Genomic DNA, 21,192 nt, shown 5'->3' with positions numbered 1-21,192 from the left:
CAGGCCCCGTTCCTCGGCCTGTGCCCGGTTCGCGGCCATTAAGGCAGGGAGCCGCGCACAGAGCCTTTTAGTGTTAGCTAGGCCGACATGTGGTGGCGCTCGGAAATGTGCTCCACCAGTTCACCTACACGCTCCTCGGTGTAGTTGCGTGCGATGTCACCCTGACTGAGGATGCCAACCAGTTTGTGGTCGGCAATGACCGGGAGGCGCCGGACCTGGTGCCGTTCCATAATTTCGATGGCGTCATCAACACTTGCATCCGCGTCGACCCAGTGGGGTTTGCCGGAGGCGAGCTCGCGGGCCATCATCTCGCGGGGGTTGTGTCCGGCGGCGACGCACTTGAGCACAATGTCGCGGTCGGTGATCATGCCCTTCAATTTGCCGTCATCGCCGCAGATCGGCAATGATCCGCAATCCAGGTCCTGCATCATGCGTGCGGCGTCTTCGAGCGTCTGGTCTTCCTTGATACACCGCGCGTCCGTCGTCATAAATTCACGTACTGCACTCATCGGTTCTCCTTCATCGATTGGTGTATCGACGCAAGGCATCGGGGCACATGCGCCGATGCTGCCAGACTACGCCCGGCCCGGAGCACCTGTCGACGACGGTTCCTCCCCTGATTTCCCCCTCCTCCGGCAGGCCTGTCACGGCACAAATCCCAGGCTCGTTTGCACTGACCCCGCGCATTCCAGCCGGCCCCTGATCCAAGGCACAAAAAAGCCTCCGGAACCTGGTGGTTCCGGAGGCTTTTCCAAGGGTGGCAGATGAGGGATTCGAACCCCCGTAGGCGTTGCCAGCTGATTTACAGTCAGCCCCCTTTGGCCGCTCGGGTAATCTGCCGAACTTCAAAAGAAGTACCCGCTGATGCAGTCTGTGGAACGTCCGTTTCCGGGCCGTTCCGCTTCCAGTAACCGCGGGCAAGACAACTTTACAGAACTTCTGCCGAAGAATCGAATCGAGCCTCCTCGCCATCGAAAATGGGCTCAAAACCCCTGCAAATCCGGGAAAAACAAAGGAATCAGACGTCGCCGAGAATACGGCCCGCCAACCGTGCCTCGAACCTCAGGGCCTGCTCCTCGGTGATCTGGTTCAGCTCGACCGCCCGCTTCAGGTCCTCGCTGATGCCATGCATCCGGGCAGACGCGTCCGGTACGGGGCTGAAGATGATGGAGCCTGCCAGGGCTGCAGCGGCGACTGAGGTGGCAGCGGTGGCAACTGCCCCGGCGGCAGCGGCGGTGGTTCGGGTGACGTAACGGACGGCGTTGTTCTGCATTGCTTCCCTTTCGTACTTCTTCCAACTGGTTCAACTCTTCCCCGTCCGGCTTCGTTCCCGCAGTGCGTCCGCTAGGAGGGAACTGTGAATCGCGCGCCGGCGCCGCGGTACCCTCGCAGCCGATCCGTATTAGGCTGGAATGCAGAGATCCACGCCCTGCAGAGGCATTTCAGGGCATCCATCAGCACAAAGGAGAGTCATGGCAGGCGAGTCAACGTTCGATGTCGTAAGCAAAGTGGACAAGCAGGAAGTAGCCAACGCACTGCACCAGGCGCAGAAGGAACTTGTCCAGCGCTACGACTTCAAGGGTGTAGGCGCCGAGGTCGATTTCAGCGGCGAGAAGATCCTGATGAAGGCCAACTCCGAGGAACGCGTCCTTGCTGTGCTGGACGTGCTCCAGTCCAAGCTGATCCGCCGGGGCATCTCGCTGAAGTCCCTGGACACCGGCGAGCCGTTCGCCTCCGGCAAGGAATTCCGCCTGGAAGCCACCATCAAGGAAGGCATCGAGCAGGACCTGGCCAAGAAGATCAACAAGCTGATCCGCGACGAAGGGCCGAAGGGCGTCAAGTCACAGATCCAGGGCGACGAACTCCGTGTCTCGTCCAAGTCCCGCGATGACCTGCAGTCCGTGATGGCACTGCTGAAGGACTTTGACGAGGCCGACCTGCAGTTCGTCAACTTCCGCAGCTAGCACACAGCCAGGACACGGAAACGGGCTGGGGACACCTGAACTCTGGTGTCCCCAGCCCGTTTGTGCGTCCTGAGCCCGGACCGGTGTCCTCAACGCGGACGACGGCGGCACCGGGGGTACCGGGGAACGTCACCGCAGCGGCCGGCCCGCCATCCGCTCCAGCCGGGCAATGCGCTCCCGCATGGGCGGATGGGTGGCAAACAGTTTGGTCATGGCGCCGCCGCGGAAGGGGCTGGCGATCATCAGGTGCGAGGTATTGACCAGCTTCTGGTCCTGCGGCAGCGGCGCAATCCGCACACCCTGCTCAATCTTGTTCAGGGCGGAGGCGAGCGCCAGCGGATCGCCGGTGAGCTGCGAACCGTCCTCGTCGGCGTCGTACTCCCTGGTCCGCGAGATGGCGAGCTGGATCAGCGAGGCCGCAAACGGCGCCAGCAGCGCCATGGCAATCATGGCCAGCGGGTTGGAGTTGCGCCGGTCGCCGCCGAAAAACAGCAGCATCTGGCCAACGGAGGTGATCACGCCGGCCACGGCGGCTGCGACCGAGGACGTCAGGATGTCCCGGTTATACACATGCATCAGCTCGTGCCCCAGGACGCCGCGAAGCTCCCGGGCATCGAGCAGCTGGAGGATCCCCTCGGTGCAGCAGACCGCCGCATTTTTAGGGTTCCGGCCTGTTGCGAACGCATTCGGATTCATCGTGGGCGAGAGGTAGATCCGAGGCATCGGCTGGTTGGCACGGACGGAGAGCTCCCGGACAATCTGGTACAGCTGCGGCGCCTGGGCCTCGGTGACGGGGTAGGCAGCCATGGAGCGGATGGCGATCTTGTCGCTGTTCCAGTAGCCGTACGCCGTGGTGGCCACACCCACCAGCGCCATGATCCAGATAGGAGCCGAGCTGCGGTTGTTGAGCCCGATCAGGCCGCCCAGCCCCAGCAGCACAGCCCACAGCACACCGAACAGCGCCGCAGTTTTCAGTCCGTTGTAATGCCTGTGCATGTCCGCTCCTCCATGTCACCCCGGCGGGGCCGTCCCAACAGGCAAGGCCTACGGCACCGGGTTATGGGCATCGTACTTCCGGAAGCCCGGCTGCAGCTGCGCGGCCAACCAGGCCACCAGCACGCACAACGCCCCGCCCAGGAGCAGGACCCAGCCCTCACTCAAAATCTTAGTCCCGCCGCCCGCCAGCAGGTCCCCCACCCGGGGTCCGCCGGCCACCACCACAATGAAGACGCCCTGCAGCCGTCCGCGCAGGTGGTCAGGGGTGGCGGCCTGCAGGATGGTGTGGCGGAAGACGGCGCTGATGGAGTCCGCGATGCCGGCCAAGGCACAGCACAAAGCTGCCGGCAGCAGCCAAAGGGTGGCTCCGCCGTCGTCCGTCCGGCCTGCCAGGAGCACCACCAGACCGAACCCCGCAATGGACGCGCCCCACCCCATCACCGACCACACCACCGCGCTCCCCTGCCACCGGACCCGGCCCAGCGGTCCGGAGAACAGGCCGGCGAGGAAGGAGCCCACGGCGGTGGACGCCAGCAGGATGCCCACCGTAGCTTCACCGCCGCCGATCATCAGCGCACCGATAGCCGGCATCAGTGCCCGCGGCTGGGCGAGGATCATCGCAATGAGGTCGATAATGAAAGTCATCCGCAGGTTGGGCCGGGTGCCCAGGAACCGGAACCCTTCGATGACAGACCGTAGGCCCGCCCGGCCGGCTTTCCCCGAGGGCGGGATCGACGGCAGCCGGAAAATGGCCCACAGCACAAAAGCGAAGCAGATGAAATCAATGGTGTAGGTCCAGCCGAAGCCCACCCAGGCCACCAGAACCCCTGCCAGCAACGGGCCCACCGTCATGGCCAGTCCGAACGACATCATGCTGAGCGCGTTAGCTGCAGGAAGCATTTCCTTCCGGATCAGGGTGGGGATGATGGCACTTCGGGCAGGCTGGTTAATGGACTGGGCGCCGCTCTGCAGTGCCACCAGAAGGTACAGGACCCAGACGTTTCCCAGCTGCAGCCAGGATTGGAGCGCGATCATGCCTGTCGTGAGCCACAGGACGGAGGTGGCCGTGAGCGCCACCGTCCGGCGGTTGTGGGCATCGGCGATGGACCCGCCGAGCAGGCCGCCGAACACCAGCGGCACCAGCGCGAAGACGCCCAGCAGGCCCACGTAGAAGCTGTCCTGCGTCAGCCGGTAAACCTCCAGGCTGACGGCCACCAGCGTCAACTGGCTGCCCACGGCGGCCACAGCGGACCCCAGCCAGAGCCGGCGGAAGGCAGGGCTCTCCCGCAGCGGCGTGATGTCAGCGAGTAATTTCCCCACCCCGCAACCCTAATGTGGACGGGCCCGTCCGGAATGTCCCCCACGCTTGGTATCCTCAGGCGGGGAAGGGAGTGGCTCATGAGTATGTCCAGGCGGCTTCTTTACGCATCGGAGATCTGGGAGGTTGTCCGGCCGCGGACCGCACTGACCCCCGGCCATGTGCTCATCCGGCTCACCAACCCTGCCATCGCCTTTGACCTGCGTTCCGCCGCCGACTGGCTGCTCTGCCATGAAGCCGCTCGTCAGGCCCTCGCCGGGGTACTGGGTGCCACGCGCTGCACGGTGGTGTTTGCGCACCAGTGGCACCCGATCGGAGCAGCCATCGGCGAGCCTGAAGTGGAATCTTCCACGCCCACTTTCCATCTGTTCGGGCGTTGGGACGGCGAGCCGGTCACCCCTGGCGAACAGCTGCTGCTTCCCACCCAGCGCCGCGTGCCCACCGCTGAGGACAAGCTCGAAATGTACGACGGCGGCCTCCGCGCAGCCCTGCGGCGCTCGGCTGAGGAGCGATCAGGAGAGTCCTCCCCGCCAGCGGAGGGCCCTTTGCCCGGGATTGTCGCGGTTCCGCCCGCGGTGATGGCCGGACCCCACCATACGGTCCTGTCCCCGGCGCCCCTGTCCCCGGCGTCTGAGGACGCCGGGCTCACGCCCGGACACCTGCTGGCACTGGCCGCCTCGCTGCAGGGTCTCACGGAACGCCGCGGGGTGACCGGCATCAGTTGTGTGGTGCCGGATCCGGGCCCGGGACGGCTGGAGGTCCACGCCTTGGGCCGGTCGGCGGGCGAATCCGTCAATCCACTGCAGGAATTCCTCGCGTTACCCAAAGTTAGCCAAGCCTTATTGTGATGAACTCATAATAAGTGCTTGAATAGAGGCATGACGGAACACTTTGACGGCCACGAAGCATGGGCTGCCGCCCTGCGCGCCCACGGCCGCCGCGTGACTAAGCAGCGGCTCGCCGTGCTGGCCGCCGTCGAACACCACCCGCATTCACCGGCGGAAAGCATCCTGGCCGCGGCCCGTGCCGAGCTCCCGGAGCTCACCGCACAGTCGGTCTACGTGGTCCTGGGGGACCTGACGGACCTGCACATGCTGCGACGCTTCGAGCCCCCGCACTCCCCCGCCCTGTACGAGACGCGCGTCGGCGACAACCACCACCACGCCATCTGCATCAGCTGCGGTCGCGTGGAAGACGTTGAATGCGCCGTCGGGCACGCCCCCTGCCTCACCCCGCACTGGGATGAGAATGCGAAGCCTATGACCATCCAGATTGCGGACGTCATGTACCAGGGCATCTGCCAGGACTGCCAGCAGTCCCAAAAACTTCCTTCCGAACGTAACCAAGTAATAGAGAAATAGGAGAACAATGACTGCCATTTCAACCACCCAGTCAGGTGCCCCCGTCACGTCCGACGCGCACTCCCAGTCAGTTGGTGCCGACGGTGCCATCATCCTGACTGACCACTACCTGATCGAGAAGCTCGCGCAGTTCAACCGCGAGCGCGTGCCGGAGCGCGTAGTGCACGCCAAGGGCGGCGGCGCTTTCGGTACGTTCAAGACCACCTCGGACGTTTCCAAGTACACCAAGGCAGCCTTCCTGCAGCCGGGCGTTGACACGGACATGCTGATCCGTTTCTCCTCCGTCGCCGGCGAGAGCGGCTCCCCTGACACGTGGCGCGATCCCCGCGGCTTCGCAGTCAAGTTCTACACCTCCGAGGGCAACTACGACCTCGTGGGCAACAACACCCCCGTCTTCTTCATCCGCGACGGCATCAAGTTCCCGGACTTCATCCACTCCCAGAAGCGCCTGCCGGGCACCCACCTGCGCGACGCTGACATGCAGTGGGATTTCTGGACCCTGTCCCCCGAATCCGCACACCAGGTCACCTGGCTGATGGGTGACCGCGGCCTGCCGGCTTCCTGGCGGGAAATGCAGGGCTACGGCTCGCACACCTACCAGTGGATCAACGCCGAGGGCGAGCGCTTCTGGGTCAAGTACCACTTCAAGTCCAACCAGGGCGTCAAGGCCATGACCGGCGATCAGGCCGAGGAACTGGCCGGCTCGGATGCGGACTTCTACATCCGCGACCTGCAGGAAAACATCGCCGAGGGCAACTTCCCGTCCTGGGAACTGCACGTCCAGGTCATGCCCTACGAGGATGCCAAGACCTACCGCTTCAACCCGTTCGACCTCACCAAGGTGTGGCCGCACGCTGACTACCCGCTGATCCACGTGGGCACCATGGAGCTGAACAAGAACCCGGAGAACTACTTCGCGCAGATCGAGCAGGCCACCTTCGCGCCGTCGAACTTCGTGCCGGGCATCGCCGCTTCGCCGGACAAGATGCTGCAGGCCCGCATCTTCTCCTACGCCGACGCACACCGCTACCGCGTGGGCACCAACCACGCCCAGATCCCGGTGAACCAGCCCAAGAGCCAGGTCAACAACTACAGCCAGGACGGCGCCGGGCGTTTCCACTTCAACGCTCCCTCCGTTCCGGTGTACGCACCGAACTCCGTGGGCGGCCCCGCGGCTGTTGAGCCGGCATCCCCCGCCGGCGGCTGGGAGAACGACGGCGAGCTGACGCTCTCCGCGCACTCCCTCCGTTCCGAGGACGGTGACTTCGTCCAGGCCGGCACGCTGTACCGTGAAGTGTTCGACGACGGCGCCAAGGCCCGCCTGCTCGATACCATCACCGGTGCCGTGGGCGGCGTGAAGACCCCTGAAATCAAGGAACGCGCCATCCAGTACTGGACCAACGTTGACGCCGACCTCGGCGCCAAGCTGCGCGCCAACCTTGGTGCCGGTGTCACCGCTTCTGACGCTGAAGCTGCCAACAAGGTGGGCTAATTCCCCCTTGCGGCCCTGAGCCAGCACGCAAAACACCCCGCCGCGGACTCCTCCGTGGCGGGGTGTTTTGTTTGGTGCAGTGAGGGCTAGGCGGCGTCCGTATGGCCCGGGCGGGTGGCTGGTGTTGTGACTGCCGCCGCGGGGCGGTGGCCCTTCTTGGCCAGCTGGATCTGTTCGTAGACGTGGTGGCGGAGCTCGGTGAAGCGGGGCAGGGACCGCGTCTCCAGCTGGTCGCGGTCCACCGGAAGGTCGATCACGATGTCCTCCTGGATCACGGTGGGCGAGGACGACAGGATGATGACGCGTTCGCCGAGGTAGACGGACTCGTCGATATCGTGGGTCACGAACAGCACCGTCACCCCGAACTTCTTCCAGATGGCGCGGATCAGGTCCTCCAAGTCGGCACGGGTCTGGGCGTCCACGGCGGCAAAGGGCTCGTCCATCAGGAGCACCTCAGGCTGGTACGCGATGGCGCGGGCGATCGCCACGCGCTGCTGCATGCCGCCGGAGAGCTGCCAGGGGTAGGACCGGGGGACGTGGGACAGGCCCACCGCCTCGAGGGCCTCGTCTACAAGCCTGTCCCGTTCCCCCTTGGGCACACCCTGGTTTTTGAGCGGCAGTTCCACGTTCTCGCGGACCCGCATCCAGGGGAACAGGGACCGGCCGTATTCCTGGAAGACCACGGCCATCTTCTTCGGCGGCCCGGCCACGCGCTTCCCGTCCAGCATGACCTCCCCTTCGGTGGGGGCCATCAGCCCGGAGATGCATTTCAGGAGGGTGGTCTTGCCGGAACCGGACGGGCCCACGAGGCAGGCCAGTTCTCCGGCGCGAAGGTCGAAGGTCAGGTTGCGCACCGCCTCGATGTCGCCGCCGTCGGTCTGGTACACCTTCTTCAGTCCGCGGACGGAGAGCATCGCCTCCGGCAGCGTGTTCCCCGACGGCCGGGCCTTCCCGGCTGGCTCTGTCTTCCCGGCTGGCGCGGGTGCTGGTTCAGGCTGCATTTTCTACCTCTTTCTGGCCGTGGTACCAGCGCAGGATGTTCCGCTCGGCCCACTGGAAGATGAACGACATGGCCACGCCCAGGAGGCCGAGCACCACAATGCCGGACCACATTTCCGGGATGGCGAAGGACCGCTGGAACTGGACGATGGTAAAGCCAAGCCCCGATGACGAGGCGAACATTTCGGAGATCACCATCAGGATCAGCCCGAGGGACAGGGACTGGCGCACTCCGGCCATGATCTGCGGACTTGCCGAAGGCAGCACCAGGTACCGGACCCGGGCCCAGCCGTCGATGCCGTAGGTGTGCGCGGAATCCGAGAGCACCCCGTCGACTGCCCGGACACCTTCAATGGTGTTCAGCAGGACCGGCCAGACACAACCGGAAATGATCACCGCCACCTTCATGGAGTCGGTGATGCCCATCAGCAGGATCAGGACCGGGACCAGGACGGGCGGCGGAATGGCGCGGAAGAACTCCAGCGTGGGTTCCAGCAGCGCCCGGAGCCATTTGATGGATCCAATCAGCACACCACCGACGACGCCGATGATGATTGCCGCAGCGACGCCGATCAGGAGCCGGCCGACGCTGGGCAGGACGTCGGAGAAGAAGCGGGGCCCGAACCAGACCTCGCCAAAAGTCCCGACGAGCGCGGCCGGGGTGGGGACAAAGAAGTTGACTGCCCCGAGGGTTGAGGCCCACCAAATCAGGACCAGCAGCACCGGCAGGGCCAGGATGTAGCCGAAAGTCTTGAGCGCATTCACACGATCACCTCGGAACGGACGGAGGAATGCCATGACAGCGTTTTCTTCTCGATGAAGCGCATCAGGACATTGATCAGCACTCCGATCAGGCCGGTGGCCAACACCAGGGCATACATGCCGGAGATGGCGCCGCCGGACTGGGCCAGGGCGATTTCACGGCCAAGGCCAGGTGAACCGATCACAAGTTCGGCCGTGATGGCCAGGACCAGCGCCACCGTGGCGGCAAGCCGGACGCCCGTCATCAGGTAGGGCAGTGCTGTTGGGAAGACGACGTAGCGGATCCGCGCCATCCTGCCCAGGCCGTAGGTCTTCGCGGTGTTGTTTGCGACCATATCGACGTCGGCCACGCCGTAGAGGACCTGGATCAGGACCTGCCAGAACGCGGCATAGGTAATCAGCATCAGCGACGATTCAATCTTTACCCCGAAGAGCAGCACCGCCAGCGGGATCAGCGCAACCGACGGGATGGGGCGCAGGAATTCCACCGTGGAGTTCGTGGCCTTCCGCAGGAAGTCGCTGGAGCCGATGACAAATCCCAGCAGCACGGCCAAGGTGACGGCGATGACCAGTCCCAGGAACCAGGCCATCATGGTTTCGCCCACCGCGATCCAGAATGCTGTCAGGCCGAAATCCCGCAGCAGCGCGAGGATAACTTCGCTGGCCGGCGGGAGGAAGCGTTCATTGATGATGCCCAACCGTGGAATGAGTTCCCACGTGCCCAGGAATCCTACGATCCCGGCCAGGCCCAGCAGCTGTTTTGCCGGCAGCCTGCGGACCGGCCTGCGGTCCCGCCCCACAGTGGAGTCGGGACCGCCGGAGGTTGGAGCGTCTGTACTCACGGCAGGAGGTCGCCGGCGTTCGGTGCCTTGGTCAGCGTGCCGTACTTTGCCGCGGCATCGCCGAGGGTCTTGAAGGCGTCCTGATTAAATTCGACGCGGTAGCGCGGCAGGAGCATCTTGGCGCGGGTGGCCTCGTCGATCTTGGTGTAAGTGCCCACGATGTCGCGGACCTCCTGGGGATGTTCCTGGGCGTACTCAAGGGACTTGTTCATGGCACGGGTGAACTTCTCGGTGAGCTCAGCCTTGCCTGTGATGGTGTCCGCTTTGGTGAAGTAGCCCGCGATGTCCAGTTCCGGGCTCATCTCCACGAAGTTCGAGGAGACGATGGTGCCGCCCTCGTCCACAGCCTTCGAGAGGAAGGGCTCCAGGATCCACGCTGCATCCACCTGCTTGTTGGCCAAGGCCGCCGGGGCGTCCGGGAAGGCCACCTCTACAAACTTAACGCTGTTGGGGTCGCCGCCGTCTTTTTCGATGACCGATTTGATGGTGGTATCACCGATGTTGGAGAGGTTGTTCACCGAGACAGTTTTGCCGGCCAGGTCCTTGGCGGATGCGATGCTGGAGCCGGCGGGTACCACCACGCCGCCGATATCCTTGCCCTCTTCACCGGTGGTGGACGCGCCGTTGGCGACGAACTTCAAATCAAGGCCCTTGTCCTTGGCAACCATGACGGAAATCAGGTTGGAAAACGCGAAATCGAAGCTGCCACTGACGACGCCCGGGACGATTGCCGCGCCGCCGGTGGCTGTCTGGATATCCAGCTGCAGGCCCTCATCCTTGAAAAATCCCTGTTTGTCGCCCAGGTAAATGGGTGCGCAGTCGACGATCGGGATGACGCCGACGCTGACCTTCGTCAAATCCGTGCTTCCGGTGGCACCGGCGGTGGACGTGCCGCCTCCGGGGGCGCTCGGCGAACCGGATCCGCATGCGGATAAGCCCAGGACTGCTGCTGCGGCGAGGGCGGCGATAACTGTACGACGTTCCATGTCACTCCTTTGTGCACGGGCAAGGGAGCAACGGCACTCCCAAGCCGACGCTGTCCGCATTCGGAACAGACGTTCAAATGAAAGCTTCTGCCACCGGACGTTGAAGCGTCAACCAGATCCGCCCATCGTTACCCTCATGATACGTATGCAACCGCATGGTGGACAGGGGTACGCATTTGGCTGCATCCCGGGCTTTCCGGAACGTCTTCCCCGGCGCTGTCCACATAGGCGCGATTGTCTCTGGCTGGAGTCAACTCCGGTACCTAGGATCGCAGCATGAGTACATTCGAGGGGATCCCCGCGGGGGCTTTTGAGTTCTATGCCGAGCTGGAGCACAACAACAACCGGGAGTGGTGGCTGGAGCACAAGGACAGCTACAACACCCTGGTCCGGGACCCTGTCACGGCGCTGCTGGCCGAGCTGGAACCGCGGTTCGGGCCGGGCAGGATTTTCCGGCCCAACAGGGATATCAGGTTTTCGCAGGACAAGTCGCCGTACAAGACCGCCCAGGGTGCCTTCGCATCGGCCCAGGAGGGCGTGGGCTACTACCTGCAGATCAGCGCTGACGGGCTGTTGGTCGGCGGGGGCTACCATTCCCACACCCCTGCCCAGCTGGCACGGTTCCGGAATTCCGTGGATGCTTCCGGTACAGGTGAGTCGCTGCGGCACATCGTGGACAGCGTGACCGCAGCGGGCTTTGCAGTTGAGGGGGAGAAACTCAAGACCGTGCCGCGCGGGTACGACCGGGACCATCCACGGGCCGAGCTGCTCAAGTACAAGTCACTTTCGGGCGGCATCGAACTGGGCCGGCCGGAGTGGGTTGAGACACCGGACGCCGTCCGGAAGATCGCCGGAATGTGGGACCAGCTCCGGCCCCTGGTGGAGTGGGTAGGCCGCCACGCCGCGCCCTGAATCCGTCTACCGAACGCCTTCGCGCCCAGGCTCTTGTTCGGCGGCCGCCAGCCGGTATTCGAGATTATTGAAAAACACCGTCAGCATCAGTTCAAAAGCCTGGGTTGCCGCCTCCGGCTGGTTCATCACAACAAAATCGAACTGCAGCCCATAGAAGGTCGACGTGAAAAGCCGTGCATCGGTATCGGCAAACTCCTCGGCAACGCCCTGGACCATCAACCAGTCACGGGTTTTGTGGTGCAGCAGGCGGAAGTGCTCCTGGGCCGTCCCCCGCGGTTCTGCGGCCACAATGTCCTGTGCCGTCGCTTCGAACTCCAGCCGGGCAAGGTGCCGGTTCCGTTGCGCCATGGTCCATTGCCAGGACTCAAGCAGATAGGACCGCCAGGCCTCCGTGCTGATCTCGCGAACATCCGTACTTCGCATGCTGTCGAGCCGGGACTCGATGGAACGGATGACCTCGGTGATCAGCTGTTCGCGGTTGCCGAAGTGGTAAACCAGCACGTAAGTGCTGATTCCCAGCCCTTCGGCGAGGGAGCGGAACGTCAGTTCGGCCAGCGTTTTGTCCATTAGGTAGTCAAGGATCGCGCTTAGCAGCTCTGCTTTGCGCTCCGGTTTTGCGGGGCGGGCCATGCAGCTAACGATATAGCGTGTTCCAACACCAAAGGCACCCGGCCGCCTGGCGGCGGGCGGATGCCTCTGGTGTTGTTACAGGCCGTTGCGGGCCGCGTTCATCTCTGCGGCGCAGCCGTCCTGATTACCGGCGGGTGAGCGTCCCGTCCCCGGCGTCGGCCCGGGCGGAGGAATTTCCGCCGTCCACGGCGGACCTGGCCGCGGCGAACTTCTCATTCAGGCGAGAGTGTTTCTGGCCGTAGGCGAAGTAGATGATGATGCCGATCACCAGCCAGCCGGCGAAGAAGATCCAGGTCTCCACCGCCAGGTTGGTCATCAGGTACAGGCACAGCACTGCGGACACGATGGGCAGGACCTTGCCGAAGGGAACCTGGAAGGACGGCTTCAGGTCGGGCCGCTTCTTCCGCAGCACCAGGATGCCCAGGCTGACCATCACGAATGCAGACAGGGTACCGATGTTAATCATTTCTTCAAGCAGATCCACGTTGGTCAGGCCTGCCACAAGTGCCACGGCAGCGCCGCAAATGATCTGGAGGCGGACCGGCGTCGAACGCTTGTCGCTGGTCTTGGACAGGGCCCGCGGCAGCAGACCGTCGCGGCTCATCGCCAGCACCACACGTGAAAGTCCCATCAGCAGCACCATGATGACCGTGGTGAGGCCGATCAGGGAACCGAACGCGATGACCTTGGCGGCGGTGGTGTTTCCCACAGCCTCGAACGCGGTGGTGAGGGTGGGGTTCTCCGCTGCGGCGAGATCGGTGTAGGACACCATGCCGGTCAGCGCGAGGGACACCAGGATATAAAGGACGGTCACCACGGCGAGGCCGCCGAAGATGCCGCGCGGCAGCGTCTTCTGCGGGTTTTTCACTTCCTCCGCGGAGGTGGCCACAACGTCGAAACCGATGAAGGCAAAGAACACGAGGGCGGCACCGGCGAAAACGCCGAGCGTGCCGTACTGGGCCGGCGCCGCGCCGGTGAGGAAGCCGAAGAAGGACTGCTTCAGGACATCGGCGGCACCGCCTGAGGTGGGCTCGGCGGCGGGCACGAACGGAGTGTAGTTCTCGAATTTGACGTAGGTGAAGCCCACCACGATCACAAACAGGACAACGCCGATCTTGATCAGCGTGAACACGTTACCCACCCGGGCCGAAAGCTTGGTGCCAAGCACCAGCAGGACGGTGAAGATGGCAACGATCAGGAAGGCACCCCAGTAGAGGTCGACGCCGCCGATGGACAACGCCGGCGGAACGTCGGCCCCCATCAGCGCGAAGACGTTACTGAGGTAGATGCCCCAGTACTTGGCGATTACTGCCGCCGCGGTGAACAGTTCCAGGATCAGGTTCCAGCCGATGATCCACGCGAGCAGTTCGCCCATGGTGGCGTAGGTAAAGACATAGGCTGACCCGGCGACCGGAATGGCGGTGGCAAACTCGGCGTAGCACATGATCGCCAGGGCGCAGGTTACGGCGGCGATCAGGAAGGAGACCGTCACCGCCGGGCCGGCGAAGTTGGCAGCGGCCTTGGCGCCGACTGAGAAGATTCCCGCGCCGACGGCGACGGCGACACCCATGATCATCAGGTCCCAGGTGCTGAGTGAACGCTTGAGCTTGCGTCCGGGTTCATCGGCGTCAGCGATGGACTGCTCAATGGATTTGGTCCGGAGAAGGTTCATAAGGAGTTCCACAATCCTGATTGTGTTGGAAACAGACTTATCAACTTTACCGTCCATCCACTGGACGGTCGTAATTGTCCCGTATGGTGAGACACCCCTAATGCCGAAGATTATTGTGGGAAACACCTTGGGGCCCTCCATTTTGGAGGACCCCAAGGTCAAAGCACCGAACCGGCTAAACCGGCCAGTCCATCAGGGCGGACCGGATCAGGAAGCGTTTGCCTTCGGGGGCTTCCACTGAAAAGCCGCTCCCCCGGCCCTGGACCACATCCACGGTCAGGTGCGTATGGCTCCAGTAGTTGAACTGCTCCTTCGACATCCAGAACTCCAGGGGCTGCGGCTGCAGGCCGTCGGCGATGTCGAACAGACCCAGGAGAACATCCGCATCCCCGGTGATGAACTCCCCGGCCGGGTAGCACATGGGCGAGGAGCCGTCGCAGCAGCCGCCGGACTGGTGGAACATCAGCGGACCGTGCTGGAGCCACAGCATCCTGAGCAGTTCCATGGCCTCGGCGGTAAGCGCCACCCGGGAGAAATCCTCCCCGGGCAGCGTCACCGCGGCGTCGAGCCTGGTGTGGGGCATCAGAACCTCAGCACCACACGGCCGTCGATCTTCGCGTGCTTCATTTCGTCAAGGACGGCGTTGACTTCCCCCAGCCCCCGGACCGAGACGGTGGGATGGATCTTGCCCTGGGCGTAGAAGTCCAGTGCCTCCTCCAGGTCCTGCCGGGTACCCACGATTGAACCGCGGACGGTCAGGCCCTTGAGCACAATCTCGAAGATGGGTGCCGGAAAGTCGCCCGGCGGCAGGCCATTGAACACAATCGTCCCGCCACGGCGGGCCATCCCGATCGCCTGCCCGAAGGCCGACGGGTGCACTGCGGTGACCAGGACTCCATGGCAACCTCCTGTTTCGCGCTGGATGACTTCCGCTGGATCTTCGTGCAGGGCATTGACGGTCAGTTCGGCGCCGTGGGACTTTGCCAGGGCGAGCTTGTCGTCCGCGATGTCCACGGCGGCAACGCGCAGTCCCATGGCCACCGCGTACTGGACGGCGATGTGCCCGAGGCCGCCGATCCCCGAAATGGTGACCCACTGTCCCGGCTTGGCTTCGGTCATCTTGAGGCCTTTGTAGACCGTAACTCCGGCGCAGAGGACCGGTGCCACCTCAACAGGGTCCGAGCCGGCCGGGATCCTGGCCGCGTAACGGCTGTCCACCAGCATGTACTCGCCGAAGGAACCGTCCACGCTGTAGCCCGCGTTTTTCTGCGCTTCGCACAGGGTTTCCCAGCCGGTGCGGCAATACTGGCAGTCGCCACACGCGGACCAGAGCCACGCGTTGCCCACCAGGTCGCCGACGGCAAGATCCGTGACGCCCTCACCGAGCGCCACCACTTCACCGACACCTTCGTGGCCCGGGACAAAGGGCGGCGACGGCTTGACGGGCCAGTCACCCTCTGCCGCATGCAGGTCTGTGTGGCAGACGCCGGTGGTGAGCACCTTGACCAGGGCCTGCCCCGGCCCCGGGGTGGGGATGGCGATCTCCTTGACCTGGAGGTCCTTGCCGAATTCGGTTACTACTGCTGCTTGCATTGTCGTCGTCATTGGCGAAATCCTTGCGTCGTTGAAACAGTACTGAGTTGTTGAAGCGGTGATGAGTTGTTGAAACGGTGATGAAGGGCAGGGGCGGCACGGGCCGCCCCTGCCCGCCGGGCCTAGAAGAAGCCGAGCTTGTTTTCGTTGTAGCTGACCAGCAGGTTCTTGGTCTGCTGGTAGTGGTCCAGCATCATGGAGTGGTTTTCACGTCCGATGCCTGAGGACTTGTAGCCGCCGAACGCGGCCCCCGCCGGGTAGGCGTGGTAGTTGTTGACCCAGACACGGCCTGCCTGGATTTCGCGGCCGGCGCGGTACGCGACGTTACCGTTGCGTGACCAGACACCGGCGCCGAGGCCGTACAGGGTGTCGTTGGCGATGCCCATGGCGTCGTTGTAGTCGCTGAACCTGGTCACCGAAACCACGGGGCCGAAGATCTCTTCCTGGAAGATCCGCATCTTGTTATGGCCTTCGAAGACCGTGGGCTGGACGTAGTAGCCGCCGGCCAGGTCGCCGGGGAGTTCCGCGCGGCCGCCGCCGATGAGCACCTTGGCGCCCTCCTGCTTGCCGATGTCGATGTAGGAGAGGATCTTTTCGAGCTGGTCATTGGATGCCTGGGCGCCCACCTGGGTGTCGGTGTCCAGCGGGTTGCCCTGGATCATCTTCCCCACCCGGGCGATGGCGTCGGCCATGAAGGAGTCATAGATGTCCTCCTGGACCAGGGCACGTGACGGGCAGGTGCAGACTTCGCCCTGGTTGAAGGCGAAGAGGGCGAAGCCTTCCTGGGCCTTGTCGTAGAACGCGTCGGAGGTGTCCGCCGCGACATCGTTGAAGAAGATGTTGGGGCTCTTGCCGCCCAGTTCCAGGGTGACCGGGATCAGGTTCTGGCTGGCGTACTGGCTGATCAGCCGGCCCGTGGTGGTTTCGCCGGTGAAGGCGATCTTGCGGATCCGCGGGCTGGAGGCAAGGGGCTTACCTGCCTCGACGCCGAAGCCGTTGACCACGTTCAGGACGCCCGCCGGGAGAAGATCACCGATGAGCTCCATCAGGACCAGGATGGAGGCCGGCGTCTGCTCGGCCGGCTTGAGGACCACGGCGTTGCCAGCGGCCAGCGCCGGGGCGAGCTTCCAGACGGCCATCAGGATGGGAAAGTTCCACGGAATGATCTGGCCCACGACGCCCAGCGGCTCGTGGTAGTGGTAGGCGGTGGTGTCGTCGTCGAGCTGGGACAGCCGGCCCTCCTGGGCGCGGACGGCGGAGGCGAAGTAGCGGAAGTGGTCAGCGGCGAGCGGCATGTCCGCGTTCAGGGTTTCGCGGACGGGCTTGCCGTTGTCCCACGATTCGGCGACGGCCAGCATCTCCAGGTTCTCGTCGATCCGGTCGGCAATCTTGTTCAGGATTGCCGCACGCTCGGCCACGGAGGTCTTGCCCCAGGACGGCGCGATCTTATGGGCGGCGTCCAGCGCCAGCTCAATGTCCTCGGCGGTGCCGCGGGCCACCTCGCAGAAGACCTTGCCCGTGACGGGCGTGATGTTTTCGAAGTACTGGCCCTTGACGGGGGCCACCCACTCGCCGCCGATCCAGTTCTCGTAGCGGTCCTTGAACGTGACCTTCGAACCCTCGGTACCGGGCTGTGAGTAAACAGTCATTGCTAGCTCCTTTGCTGTGCATGAGGCGGGGCCCTGGTGCTGGCGGCCGCCGTTGGAATCAGCGTAGGAGTGCGAGGGTTGCAGTCAGGTTGCAATCGTGTGAGCCAGCTCACGGAATTGGTTTCGACAGGCTCAACCACCGGCTCGGTGATTGAGCTCGTCGAAATCCGGTTTCGACAGGCTCAACCACCAGGGGCGGTTACGTGCGGAGTTCGGCTTCCAGCCGCTCAAGGTCGGCGACGACGGCGGCGCGCTTGGGTGAGCGCGGCGGAAGGAGCTTGAGCGCGGCAGTCCGGACGTCGACGTCGTCCCTAGCCTCAGGGAGGGCAGCGTACTTGAGCAGCGTCTCGGCACTGCCGTCAGTCAGCACCGCTTCGCGCATCAGGGAGGAGACCCGTTCCCGGAGCCTGACGATGCCGGGCGCTTCGGAGCGCGGCAACACGGCGCCGCGGTAGATTTCCAGGGCGATCCGGTGGGCGCCCCGCTGCAGGCAGTTCAGCACCTGGCCGCTGTCCGGGACCAGGTCCATGCTGATTTTGTAGGGCCGGGATTCGGGGACTGCGGCCGGGTTGAGCTGCTGGAGCACTTTCCGGAGCCGTACCATTTCCGGGCGCAGCGTCATGGCGGAACCGCCGCCGGGGTACAGCTGGTCACTGAGTTCCTCTGCCGTCAGACCATCCGGGTGGGTGCTCAGCAGGGCCAGAATTTCGCTGTGCCGGGCGGACAGCACAACGGTCTTGCCTTCGATACTGAGCACAGCCTGGTCGCGGCCCAGAAGCTGCAGGCTGTTGCGGTACAGGCTGCCTTCCTTGCCGCCGCCCGCTCCCCCGGCCCGCGCCGAATCCTGCCTCGCCGCCGAACCGGAGTTCCGCCGTCGGGAGGGCCGGCTGGCAAGGGTCGCGGCCAGCTGCAGCCGCTCAACCCGGAGCTGCGCCTGCGCCGCAGCGACGGTCGCCTCGACGAGCGACAGCGTGTGGGGTGCCACCGCTGTGGCCTTGCCCGTGATGTCCACAACGCCCAGAAGCGCGCCGGAATCGGGATCATGGAACGGGACGGCGGTGCAGCTCCAGGCGTGCACGGACCGCTGGTAGTGCTCCGCCCCGGAAATCTGGATGCCGCGTCCCAAAGCCAGGGCCGTGCCCGGTGCGCTGGTGCCAACGGTGGCTTCTGACCAGTCGGCACCCGGGACGAACATCATGCCTTCGGCGCGGCGTTGCAGGGCCGGATCGCCTTCCACCCACAGCAACCTGCCAACCTCGTCCCCCACAGCCACAAGCAGGCCGCTGTCGTGACTGGGCAGGACCAGCAGCTTCTGGATCACGGGCATGATGCTGGCCAGGGGGTGCTGCCGGCGGTACTCCTCAAGCTCGTCAGTGTCCAGGGCAAGGGGCGCCTCAGGGTTGTCCGGGTTGGCCTGCAATTTGGCGGAGCGCTGCCACGATTCCCGGATCAGCCGGCGCAGGCCGGGGATTTCCGGTGCGTCCGGAAAGGCGGAGGCGTCCGGAAAAGTCCGCGCGTCGAGGTCCTCGTGGGCTGCCAGGGCATGCCGCTGGGCCACAGCAGTTGCTTCACCGCCGGACATCGGCGGCACGATCAGGTTCCTCATCGAACTCCCCTCGGTGCTGCACAGTCTAGTGGCTTGCCCAGCTTTCCGTCCGGTCACGGAGCTCGGCATAGCGCTCGTACACCTGGGGCTGCGGGGTGTCTTCAAACACGACGGACTCGGCTCCCGGCCATGCCGGCGGCTGGTCGGCGCCACTGAGTGCCCAGGCAGCCTGGCGGGCCGCGCCCAGCGCCACATACTCCCCCGGCGCCGGGACGTTTACAGCCACACCGAAGACCTGGGGCGCGATACGGCGCAGCGCTTCGGACTGTGATCCGCCGCCGATCAGCATGATGCGCCGGGTGGGCACCCCTGTGGCACTTTCGAGGGCCTTAACCGCGTCCTGCAGCGAACACAGCAGGCCCTCGATGACGGCCCGTGCCAGGTCTTCCCGGTTCGTTGCAGAGGTCAGTCCATGCATGGTGCCGGTAGCCTCCGGCCGGTTAGGCGTCCGCTCCCCGTCCAGGTAGGGCAGCATCACGGCACCGGCCGCGCCGGGCCGGGCGGACAGGGCCAGCCTGGCGAATTCGGCATGGTCCACGCCCAGAAGGCGTGCCCCGAACTCCAGCACGCGGGCGCCGTTCAGGGTGCAGGCCAGCGGCAGGTTCCGGCCGGTGGCGTCGACGAATCCCGAGACCAGCCCGCTGCCGTCATGCACACTGGCATCAACGACGGCGGACGCCACGCCGGACGTGCCGATGGACACGCACACATCACCGGGACCAAGTCCCAGGCCGAGGGCTGCTGCCATGTTGTCGCCGGTGCCGGCGGCAATGGCCTTGCCGTCGCGGGTGGTGCCGACCACTTCGTTCGGGCCCGCAACCCGGGGCAGGCCGACGGCGTGGCCCAGTGCCAGCCCGGCGAGTTCCGGCATGAACTCACGTGCCGACGTCGAATAGTAGCCCGTGCCTGATGCGTCGCCGTGGTCGGTGGTCATCTGCTCGCTGCCGCCCAGCTGCCAGGTCAGGTAGTCATGCGGCAGCAGCACGTGCTCTGTCCGTGCTGCGCTGTCGGGCTCGACGTCCCGGAGCCAGCGGAGTTTGGACGCGGTCAGCGAGGCCACCATGACGCTGCCAACGGCGTCGGCGCAGGCCTGCGGTCCGCCGAGCTCGTCGATCAGCTGGCGGGCCTGCGGTGCGGACGCGGTGTCGTTCCAGAGGATGGCGGGCCGGACCACCCGGCGGCCGGAATCGAGCGCCACCATGCCATGCTGCTGGCCGGCCACAGACACGGCGCCGGCCTGCGGGAGCAGTTCGCCGGCGGAGTCGGCCAGGGCCGCTACCCACGCTTCGGGGTCCACCTGCGTGCCGTCCGGGTGGGCGGCGCGGCGCAGGGTCTGGACTTCACCGGTCTCGGCGTCCACCAGGGCGGCTTTGCAGGACTGGGTGGACGAATCGATGCCAAGGACGTACTGGGGACTCACGAAAGCTCCTGAAGAATGAGGGGACACTCGGTCCGGCGGGTGCCGTGCCTCACGGTGCGGGCGCGGTATGAATTGTCAGGCCCAGCCGCTCCAGCCGGGCCCGGTGCGGGGCAGGCAGGTCCGCCTCGACCACGATGTCGTCAAAAACCTCCAGGTCAACCACATGGTAGAGGCCGTTGGATTCGAACTTGCTGGTGTCGGCCAGCAGGACCTTGCGTTCGGCCACTTCGATGATGGCCTTCTTGGTCAGGGCAGCCTCCGCGTCAGGGTGGAAAAGTGCCCCGTTTTTCAACGCCGTGGTGGACACGAACACCACGTCCGCGGCAATGCGCCTGACCTGGTCCACCACCACGGTGCCGAGGAAACTGTCCGTCTCGGAGTAGTACTGGCCACCCAGGCCCACCAGCGCGATGGCCGGGTGCTGGGCGATCGCACCCATGAGGCCCAGCGAGTGCGTGATCACCGTAGACGGCTGACGGTCTGCGATGTACCGGCCCATGGCCCCGACGGTGGTGGAGTCATCGAGGCATACGATGGCGCCGGCGGGGATGAGCCCGGCGGCGGTGCGGGCCAGGAGGTCCTTCTGGGCCGAGTTCATATGACGCCGAAGCCTGACATCGCGTTCAGCGAACCGGCGCGGAATTGCCCGGGCACCGCCACGGATGCGTTCCAGCCGTCCATCCTTGGTCAGCTGGTCCAGGTCGCGATGGATGGTCATGATGCTGACGCCGAAGGTCTCGGCCATCGCCTCCAGCTTGGCAGTGGTGCGCTCCTCCACGAACCGGGCCAAGGCGTGGCGGCGAGCGTCGGGCGGCAGGCCCTGGACGGCTGTTCCGGCGCTGGATTCCACACCTCGTTGTTCGGTAGTCACATTCCAGATGGTAGATCCAAACCCGAAGTGAATCAAACATCGGGGTTATTTCTCATTTCTAACATCAAACATGTTATCTTTGTGAAATTGATGTTAGATTGACCACACGGATTCACAGC

The 21,192-nt window shown here is 64.7% G+C and carries 21 protein-coding genes and 1 tRNA gene; 5 read left to right on the top strand and 17 right to left on the bottom strand.

Annotated features, from left to right (window positions below):
* Positions 1–77: 77 nt before the first annotated feature.
* The 3 genes from GUV69_RS20400 to GUV69_RS20390 all read right to left on the bottom strand — a co-directional run bounded on the left by GUV69_RS20400 (position 78) and on the right by GUV69_RS20390 (position 1,273).
* On the bottom strand, positions 78–509 hold the full coding sequence (locus GUV69_RS20400) for a CBS domain-containing protein (RefSeq protein WP_164205732.1): 432 nt from the start codon (positions 507–509) through the stop codon (positions 78–80).
* Positions 510–758: 249 nt separating this feature from the next.
* A tRNA-Tyr gene (locus GUV69_RS20395) sits at positions 759–840 on the bottom strand.
* 178 nt (positions 841–1,018) lie between these two features.
* Positions 1,019–1,273: a hypothetical protein gene (locus GUV69_RS20390; RefSeq protein WP_164205729.1), complete on the bottom strand. Its 255-nt coding sequence runs from the start codon at positions 1,271–1,273 to the stop codon at positions 1,019–1,021.
* 199 nt (positions 1,274–1,472) lie between these two features.
* On the opposite strand from GUV69_RS20390, the gene GUV69_RS20385 reads away from it, so the two are divergent.
* The gene (locus GUV69_RS20385; protein WP_164205727.1) at positions 1,473–1,964 is read left to right on the top strand and encodes a YajQ family cyclic di-GMP-binding protein; all 492 of its coding nucleotides are present in this window, start codon (positions 1,473–1,475) and stop codon (positions 1,962–1,964) included.
* Between the two features lie 129 nt (positions 1,965–2,093).
* Here GUV69_RS20385 and htpX read toward each other — a convergent pair whose 3' ends face one another.
* Both htpX and GUV69_RS20375 read right to left on the bottom strand, forming a co-directional pair.
* Entirely contained in the window at positions 2,094–2,960 is an 867-nt protein-coding gene (gene htpX / locus GUV69_RS20380) for a zinc metalloprotease HtpX (protein WP_164205725.1), read from the bottom strand.
* 48 nt (positions 2,961–3,008) lie between these two features.
* Positions 3,009–4,280, bottom strand: coding sequence for an MFS transporter (locus GUV69_RS20375; protein ID WP_164205723.1), 1,272 nt, complete (start codon positions 4,278–4,280; stop codon positions 3,009–3,011).
* A gap of 78 nt (positions 4,281–4,358) precedes the next feature.
* Between GUV69_RS20375 and GUV69_RS20370 the strand changes: the two genes are divergently transcribed.
* From GUV69_RS20370 to GUV69_RS20360, 3 genes are read left to right on the top strand one after another with little or no spacing between them, the layout of a single operon-like run.
* Positions 4,359–5,126 (top strand): hypothetical protein, encoded by a 768-nt coding sequence (locus GUV69_RS20370; protein ID WP_164205722.1) that lies wholly within the window; start codon positions 4,359–4,361, stop codon positions 5,124–5,126.
* A gap of 30 nt (positions 5,127–5,156) precedes the next feature.
* Complete coding sequence (locus GUV69_RS20365; RefSeq protein ID WP_164205719.1) at positions 5,157–5,639, top strand: Fur family transcriptional regulator; 483 nt, start codon at positions 5,157–5,159, stop codon at positions 5,637–5,639.
* Positions 5,640–5,646: 7 nt separating this feature from the next.
* Complete coding sequence (locus GUV69_RS20360) at positions 5,647–7,131, top strand: catalase (RefSeq protein WP_164205717.1); 1,485 nt, start codon at positions 5,647–5,649, stop codon at positions 7,129–7,131.
* Positions 7,132–7,217: 86 nt separating this feature from the next.
* On the opposite strand, the gene GUV69_RS20355 is transcribed toward GUV69_RS20360, so the two are convergent.
* From GUV69_RS20355 to GUV69_RS20340, 4 genes are read right to left on the bottom strand one after another with little or no spacing between them, the layout of a single operon-like run.
* On the bottom strand, positions 7,218–8,132 hold the full coding sequence (locus GUV69_RS20355; protein WP_244292807.1) for an ABC transporter ATP-binding protein: 915 nt from the start codon (positions 8,130–8,132) through the stop codon (positions 7,218–7,220).
* On the bottom strand, positions 8,122–8,895 hold the full coding sequence (locus GUV69_RS20350; RefSeq protein ID WP_164205715.1) for an ABC transporter permease: 774 nt from the start codon (positions 8,893–8,895) through the stop codon (positions 8,122–8,124). The genes GUV69_RS20355 and GUV69_RS20350 overlap by 11 nt, the downstream gene beginning before the upstream one ends.
* On the bottom strand, positions 8,892–9,692 hold the full coding sequence (locus GUV69_RS20345; protein ID WP_223883987.1) for an ABC transporter permease: 801 nt from the start codon (positions 9,690–9,692) through the stop codon (positions 8,892–8,894). The genes GUV69_RS20350 and GUV69_RS20345 overlap by 4 nt, the downstream gene beginning before the upstream one ends.
* 38 nt (positions 9,693–9,730) lie before the next feature.
* Positions 9,731–10,720, bottom strand: a complete 990-nt coding sequence (locus GUV69_RS20340; protein ID WP_164205713.1) for an ABC transporter substrate-binding protein — start codon at positions 10,718–10,720, stop codon at positions 9,731–9,733.
* Between the two features lie 276 nt (positions 10,721–10,996).
* On the opposite strand from GUV69_RS20340, the gene GUV69_RS20335 reads away from it, so the two are divergent.
* A complete protein-coding gene (locus tag GUV69_RS20335) occupies positions 10,997–11,632 on the top strand; it encodes a DUF2461 domain-containing protein (RefSeq protein WP_164205711.1) in 636 nt (211 codons plus the stop codon).
* A gap of 6 nt (positions 11,633–11,638) precedes the next feature.
* Here the strand turns inward: GUV69_RS20335 and GUV69_RS20330 are convergent, their stop codons facing one another.
* From GUV69_RS20330 to GUV69_RS20295, 8 genes are all read right to left on the bottom strand, one after another.
* Positions 11,639–12,262 (bottom strand): TetR/AcrR family transcriptional regulator, encoded by a 624-nt coding sequence (locus GUV69_RS20330; RefSeq protein ID WP_164205709.1) that lies wholly within the window; start codon positions 12,260–12,262, stop codon positions 11,639–11,641.
* A 124-nt stretch (positions 12,263–12,386) separates the two neighbouring features.
* The gene (locus GUV69_RS20325; RefSeq protein ID WP_164206834.1) at positions 12,387–13,934 is read right to left on the bottom strand and encodes an amino acid permease; all 1,548 of its coding nucleotides are present in this window, start codon (positions 13,932–13,934) and stop codon (positions 12,387–12,389) included.
* Between the two features lie 175 nt (positions 13,935–14,109).
* A complete protein-coding gene (locus GUV69_RS20320) occupies positions 14,110–14,517 on the bottom strand; it encodes a DUF779 domain-containing protein (protein WP_164205707.1) in 408 nt (135 codons plus the stop codon).
* On the bottom strand, positions 14,517–15,539 hold the full coding sequence (gene adhP, locus GUV69_RS20315) for an alcohol dehydrogenase AdhP (RefSeq protein ID WP_191079540.1): 1,023 nt from the start codon (positions 15,537–15,539) through the stop codon (positions 14,517–14,519). Before adhP ends, GUV69_RS20320 begins: the two co-directional genes overlap by 1 nt.
* Before the next feature lie 110 nt (positions 15,540–15,649).
* On the bottom strand, positions 15,650–17,176 hold the full coding sequence (exaC, locus tag GUV69_RS20310; RefSeq protein WP_164205705.1) for an acetaldehyde dehydrogenase ExaC: 1,527 nt from the start codon (positions 17,174–17,176) through the stop codon (positions 15,650–15,652).
* 199 nt (positions 17,177–17,375) lie between these two features.
* On the bottom strand, positions 17,376–18,782 hold the full coding sequence (locus tag GUV69_RS20305) for a helix-turn-helix domain-containing protein (RefSeq protein ID WP_164205703.1): 1,407 nt from the start codon (positions 18,780–18,782) through the stop codon (positions 17,376–17,378).
* A gap of 25 nt (positions 18,783–18,807) precedes the next feature.
* The gene (gene xylB, locus GUV69_RS20300; protein ID WP_164205701.1) at positions 18,808–20,202 is read right to left on the bottom strand and encodes a xylulokinase; all 1,395 of its coding nucleotides are present in this window, start codon (positions 20,200–20,202) and stop codon (positions 18,808–18,810) included.
* 49 nt (positions 20,203–20,251) lie between these two features.
* Positions 20,252–21,073 (bottom strand): DeoR/GlpR family DNA-binding transcription regulator, encoded by an 822-nt coding sequence (locus GUV69_RS20295; protein ID WP_164205699.1) that lies wholly within the window; start codon positions 21,071–21,073, stop codon positions 20,252–20,254.
* Positions 21,074–21,192: the final 119 nt, after the last annotated feature.

Origin of the sequence: [Micrococcus luteus] ATCC 49442, from assembly GCF_010367585.1 — a bacterium.
GTDB lineage: Bacteria > Actinomycetota > Actinomycetes > Actinomycetales > Micrococcaceae > Arthrobacter > Arthrobacter luteus_A.
Note: the sequence above shows the minus strand (reverse complement) of the source record. Positions and strands in the feature narration are given on the sequence as shown.

Bases quoted from the DNA above. Each gene is read 5' to 3' on its own strand.
- GUV69_RS20400 (WP_164205732.1), bottom strand. From the start codon at position 509: ATGAGTGCAGTACGTGAATTTATGACGACGGACGCGCGGTGTATCAAG.
- GUV69_RS20390 (WP_164205729.1), bottom strand. From the start codon at position 1,273: ATGCAGAACAACGCCGTCCGTTACGTCACCCGAACCACCGCCGCTGCC.
- GUV69_RS20385 (WP_164205727.1), top strand. From the start codon at position 1,473: ATGGCAGGCGAGTCAACGTTCGATGTCGTAAGCAAAGTGGACAAGCAG.
- htpX (WP_164205725.1), bottom strand. From the start codon at position 2,960: ATGCACAGGCATTACAACGGACTGAAAACTGCGGCGCTGTTCGGTGTG.
- GUV69_RS20370 (WP_164205722.1), top strand. From the start codon at position 4,359: ATGAGTATGTCCAGGCGGCTTCTTTACGCATCGGAGATCTGGGAGGTT.
- GUV69_RS20365 (WP_164205719.1), top strand. From the start codon at position 5,157: ATGACGGAACACTTTGACGGCCACGAAGCATGGGCTGCCGCCCTGCGC.
- GUV69_RS20360 (WP_164205717.1), top strand. From the start codon at position 5,647: ATGACTGCCATTTCAACCACCCAGTCAGGTGCCCCCGTCACGTCCGAC.
- GUV69_RS20355 (WP_244292807.1), bottom strand. From the start codon at position 8,132: ATGCAGCCTGAACCAGCACCCGCGCCAGCCGGGAAGACAGAGCCAGCC.
- GUV69_RS20340 (WP_164205713.1), bottom strand. From the start codon at position 10,720: ATGGAACGTCGTACAGTTATCGCCGCCCTCGCCGCAGCAGCAGTCCTG.
- GUV69_RS20335 (WP_164205711.1), top strand. From the start codon at position 10,997: ATGAGTACATTCGAGGGGATCCCCGCGGGGGCTTTTGAGTTCTATGCC.
- GUV69_RS20330 (WP_164205709.1), bottom strand. From the start codon at position 12,262: ATGGCCCGCCCCGCAAAACCGGAGCGCAAAGCAGAGCTGCTAAGCGCG.
- GUV69_RS20325 (WP_164206834.1), bottom strand. From the start codon at position 13,934: ATGAACCTTCTCCGGACCAAATCCATTGAGCAGTCCATCGCTGACGCC.
- GUV69_RS20320 (WP_164205707.1), bottom strand. From the start codon at position 14,517: ATGCCCCACACCAGGCTCGACGCCGCGGTGACGCTGCCCGGGGAGGAT.
- adhP (WP_191079540.1), bottom strand. From the start codon at position 15,539: ATGACGACGACAATGCAAGCAGCAGTAGTAACCGAATTCGGCAAGGAC.
- exaC (WP_164205705.1), bottom strand. From the start codon at position 17,176: ATGACTGTTTACTCACAGCCCGGTACCGAGGGTTCGAAGGTCACGTTC.
- GUV69_RS20305 (WP_164205703.1), bottom strand. From the start codon at position 18,782: ATGAGGAACCTGATCGTGCCGCCGATGTCCGGCGGTGAAGCAACTGCT.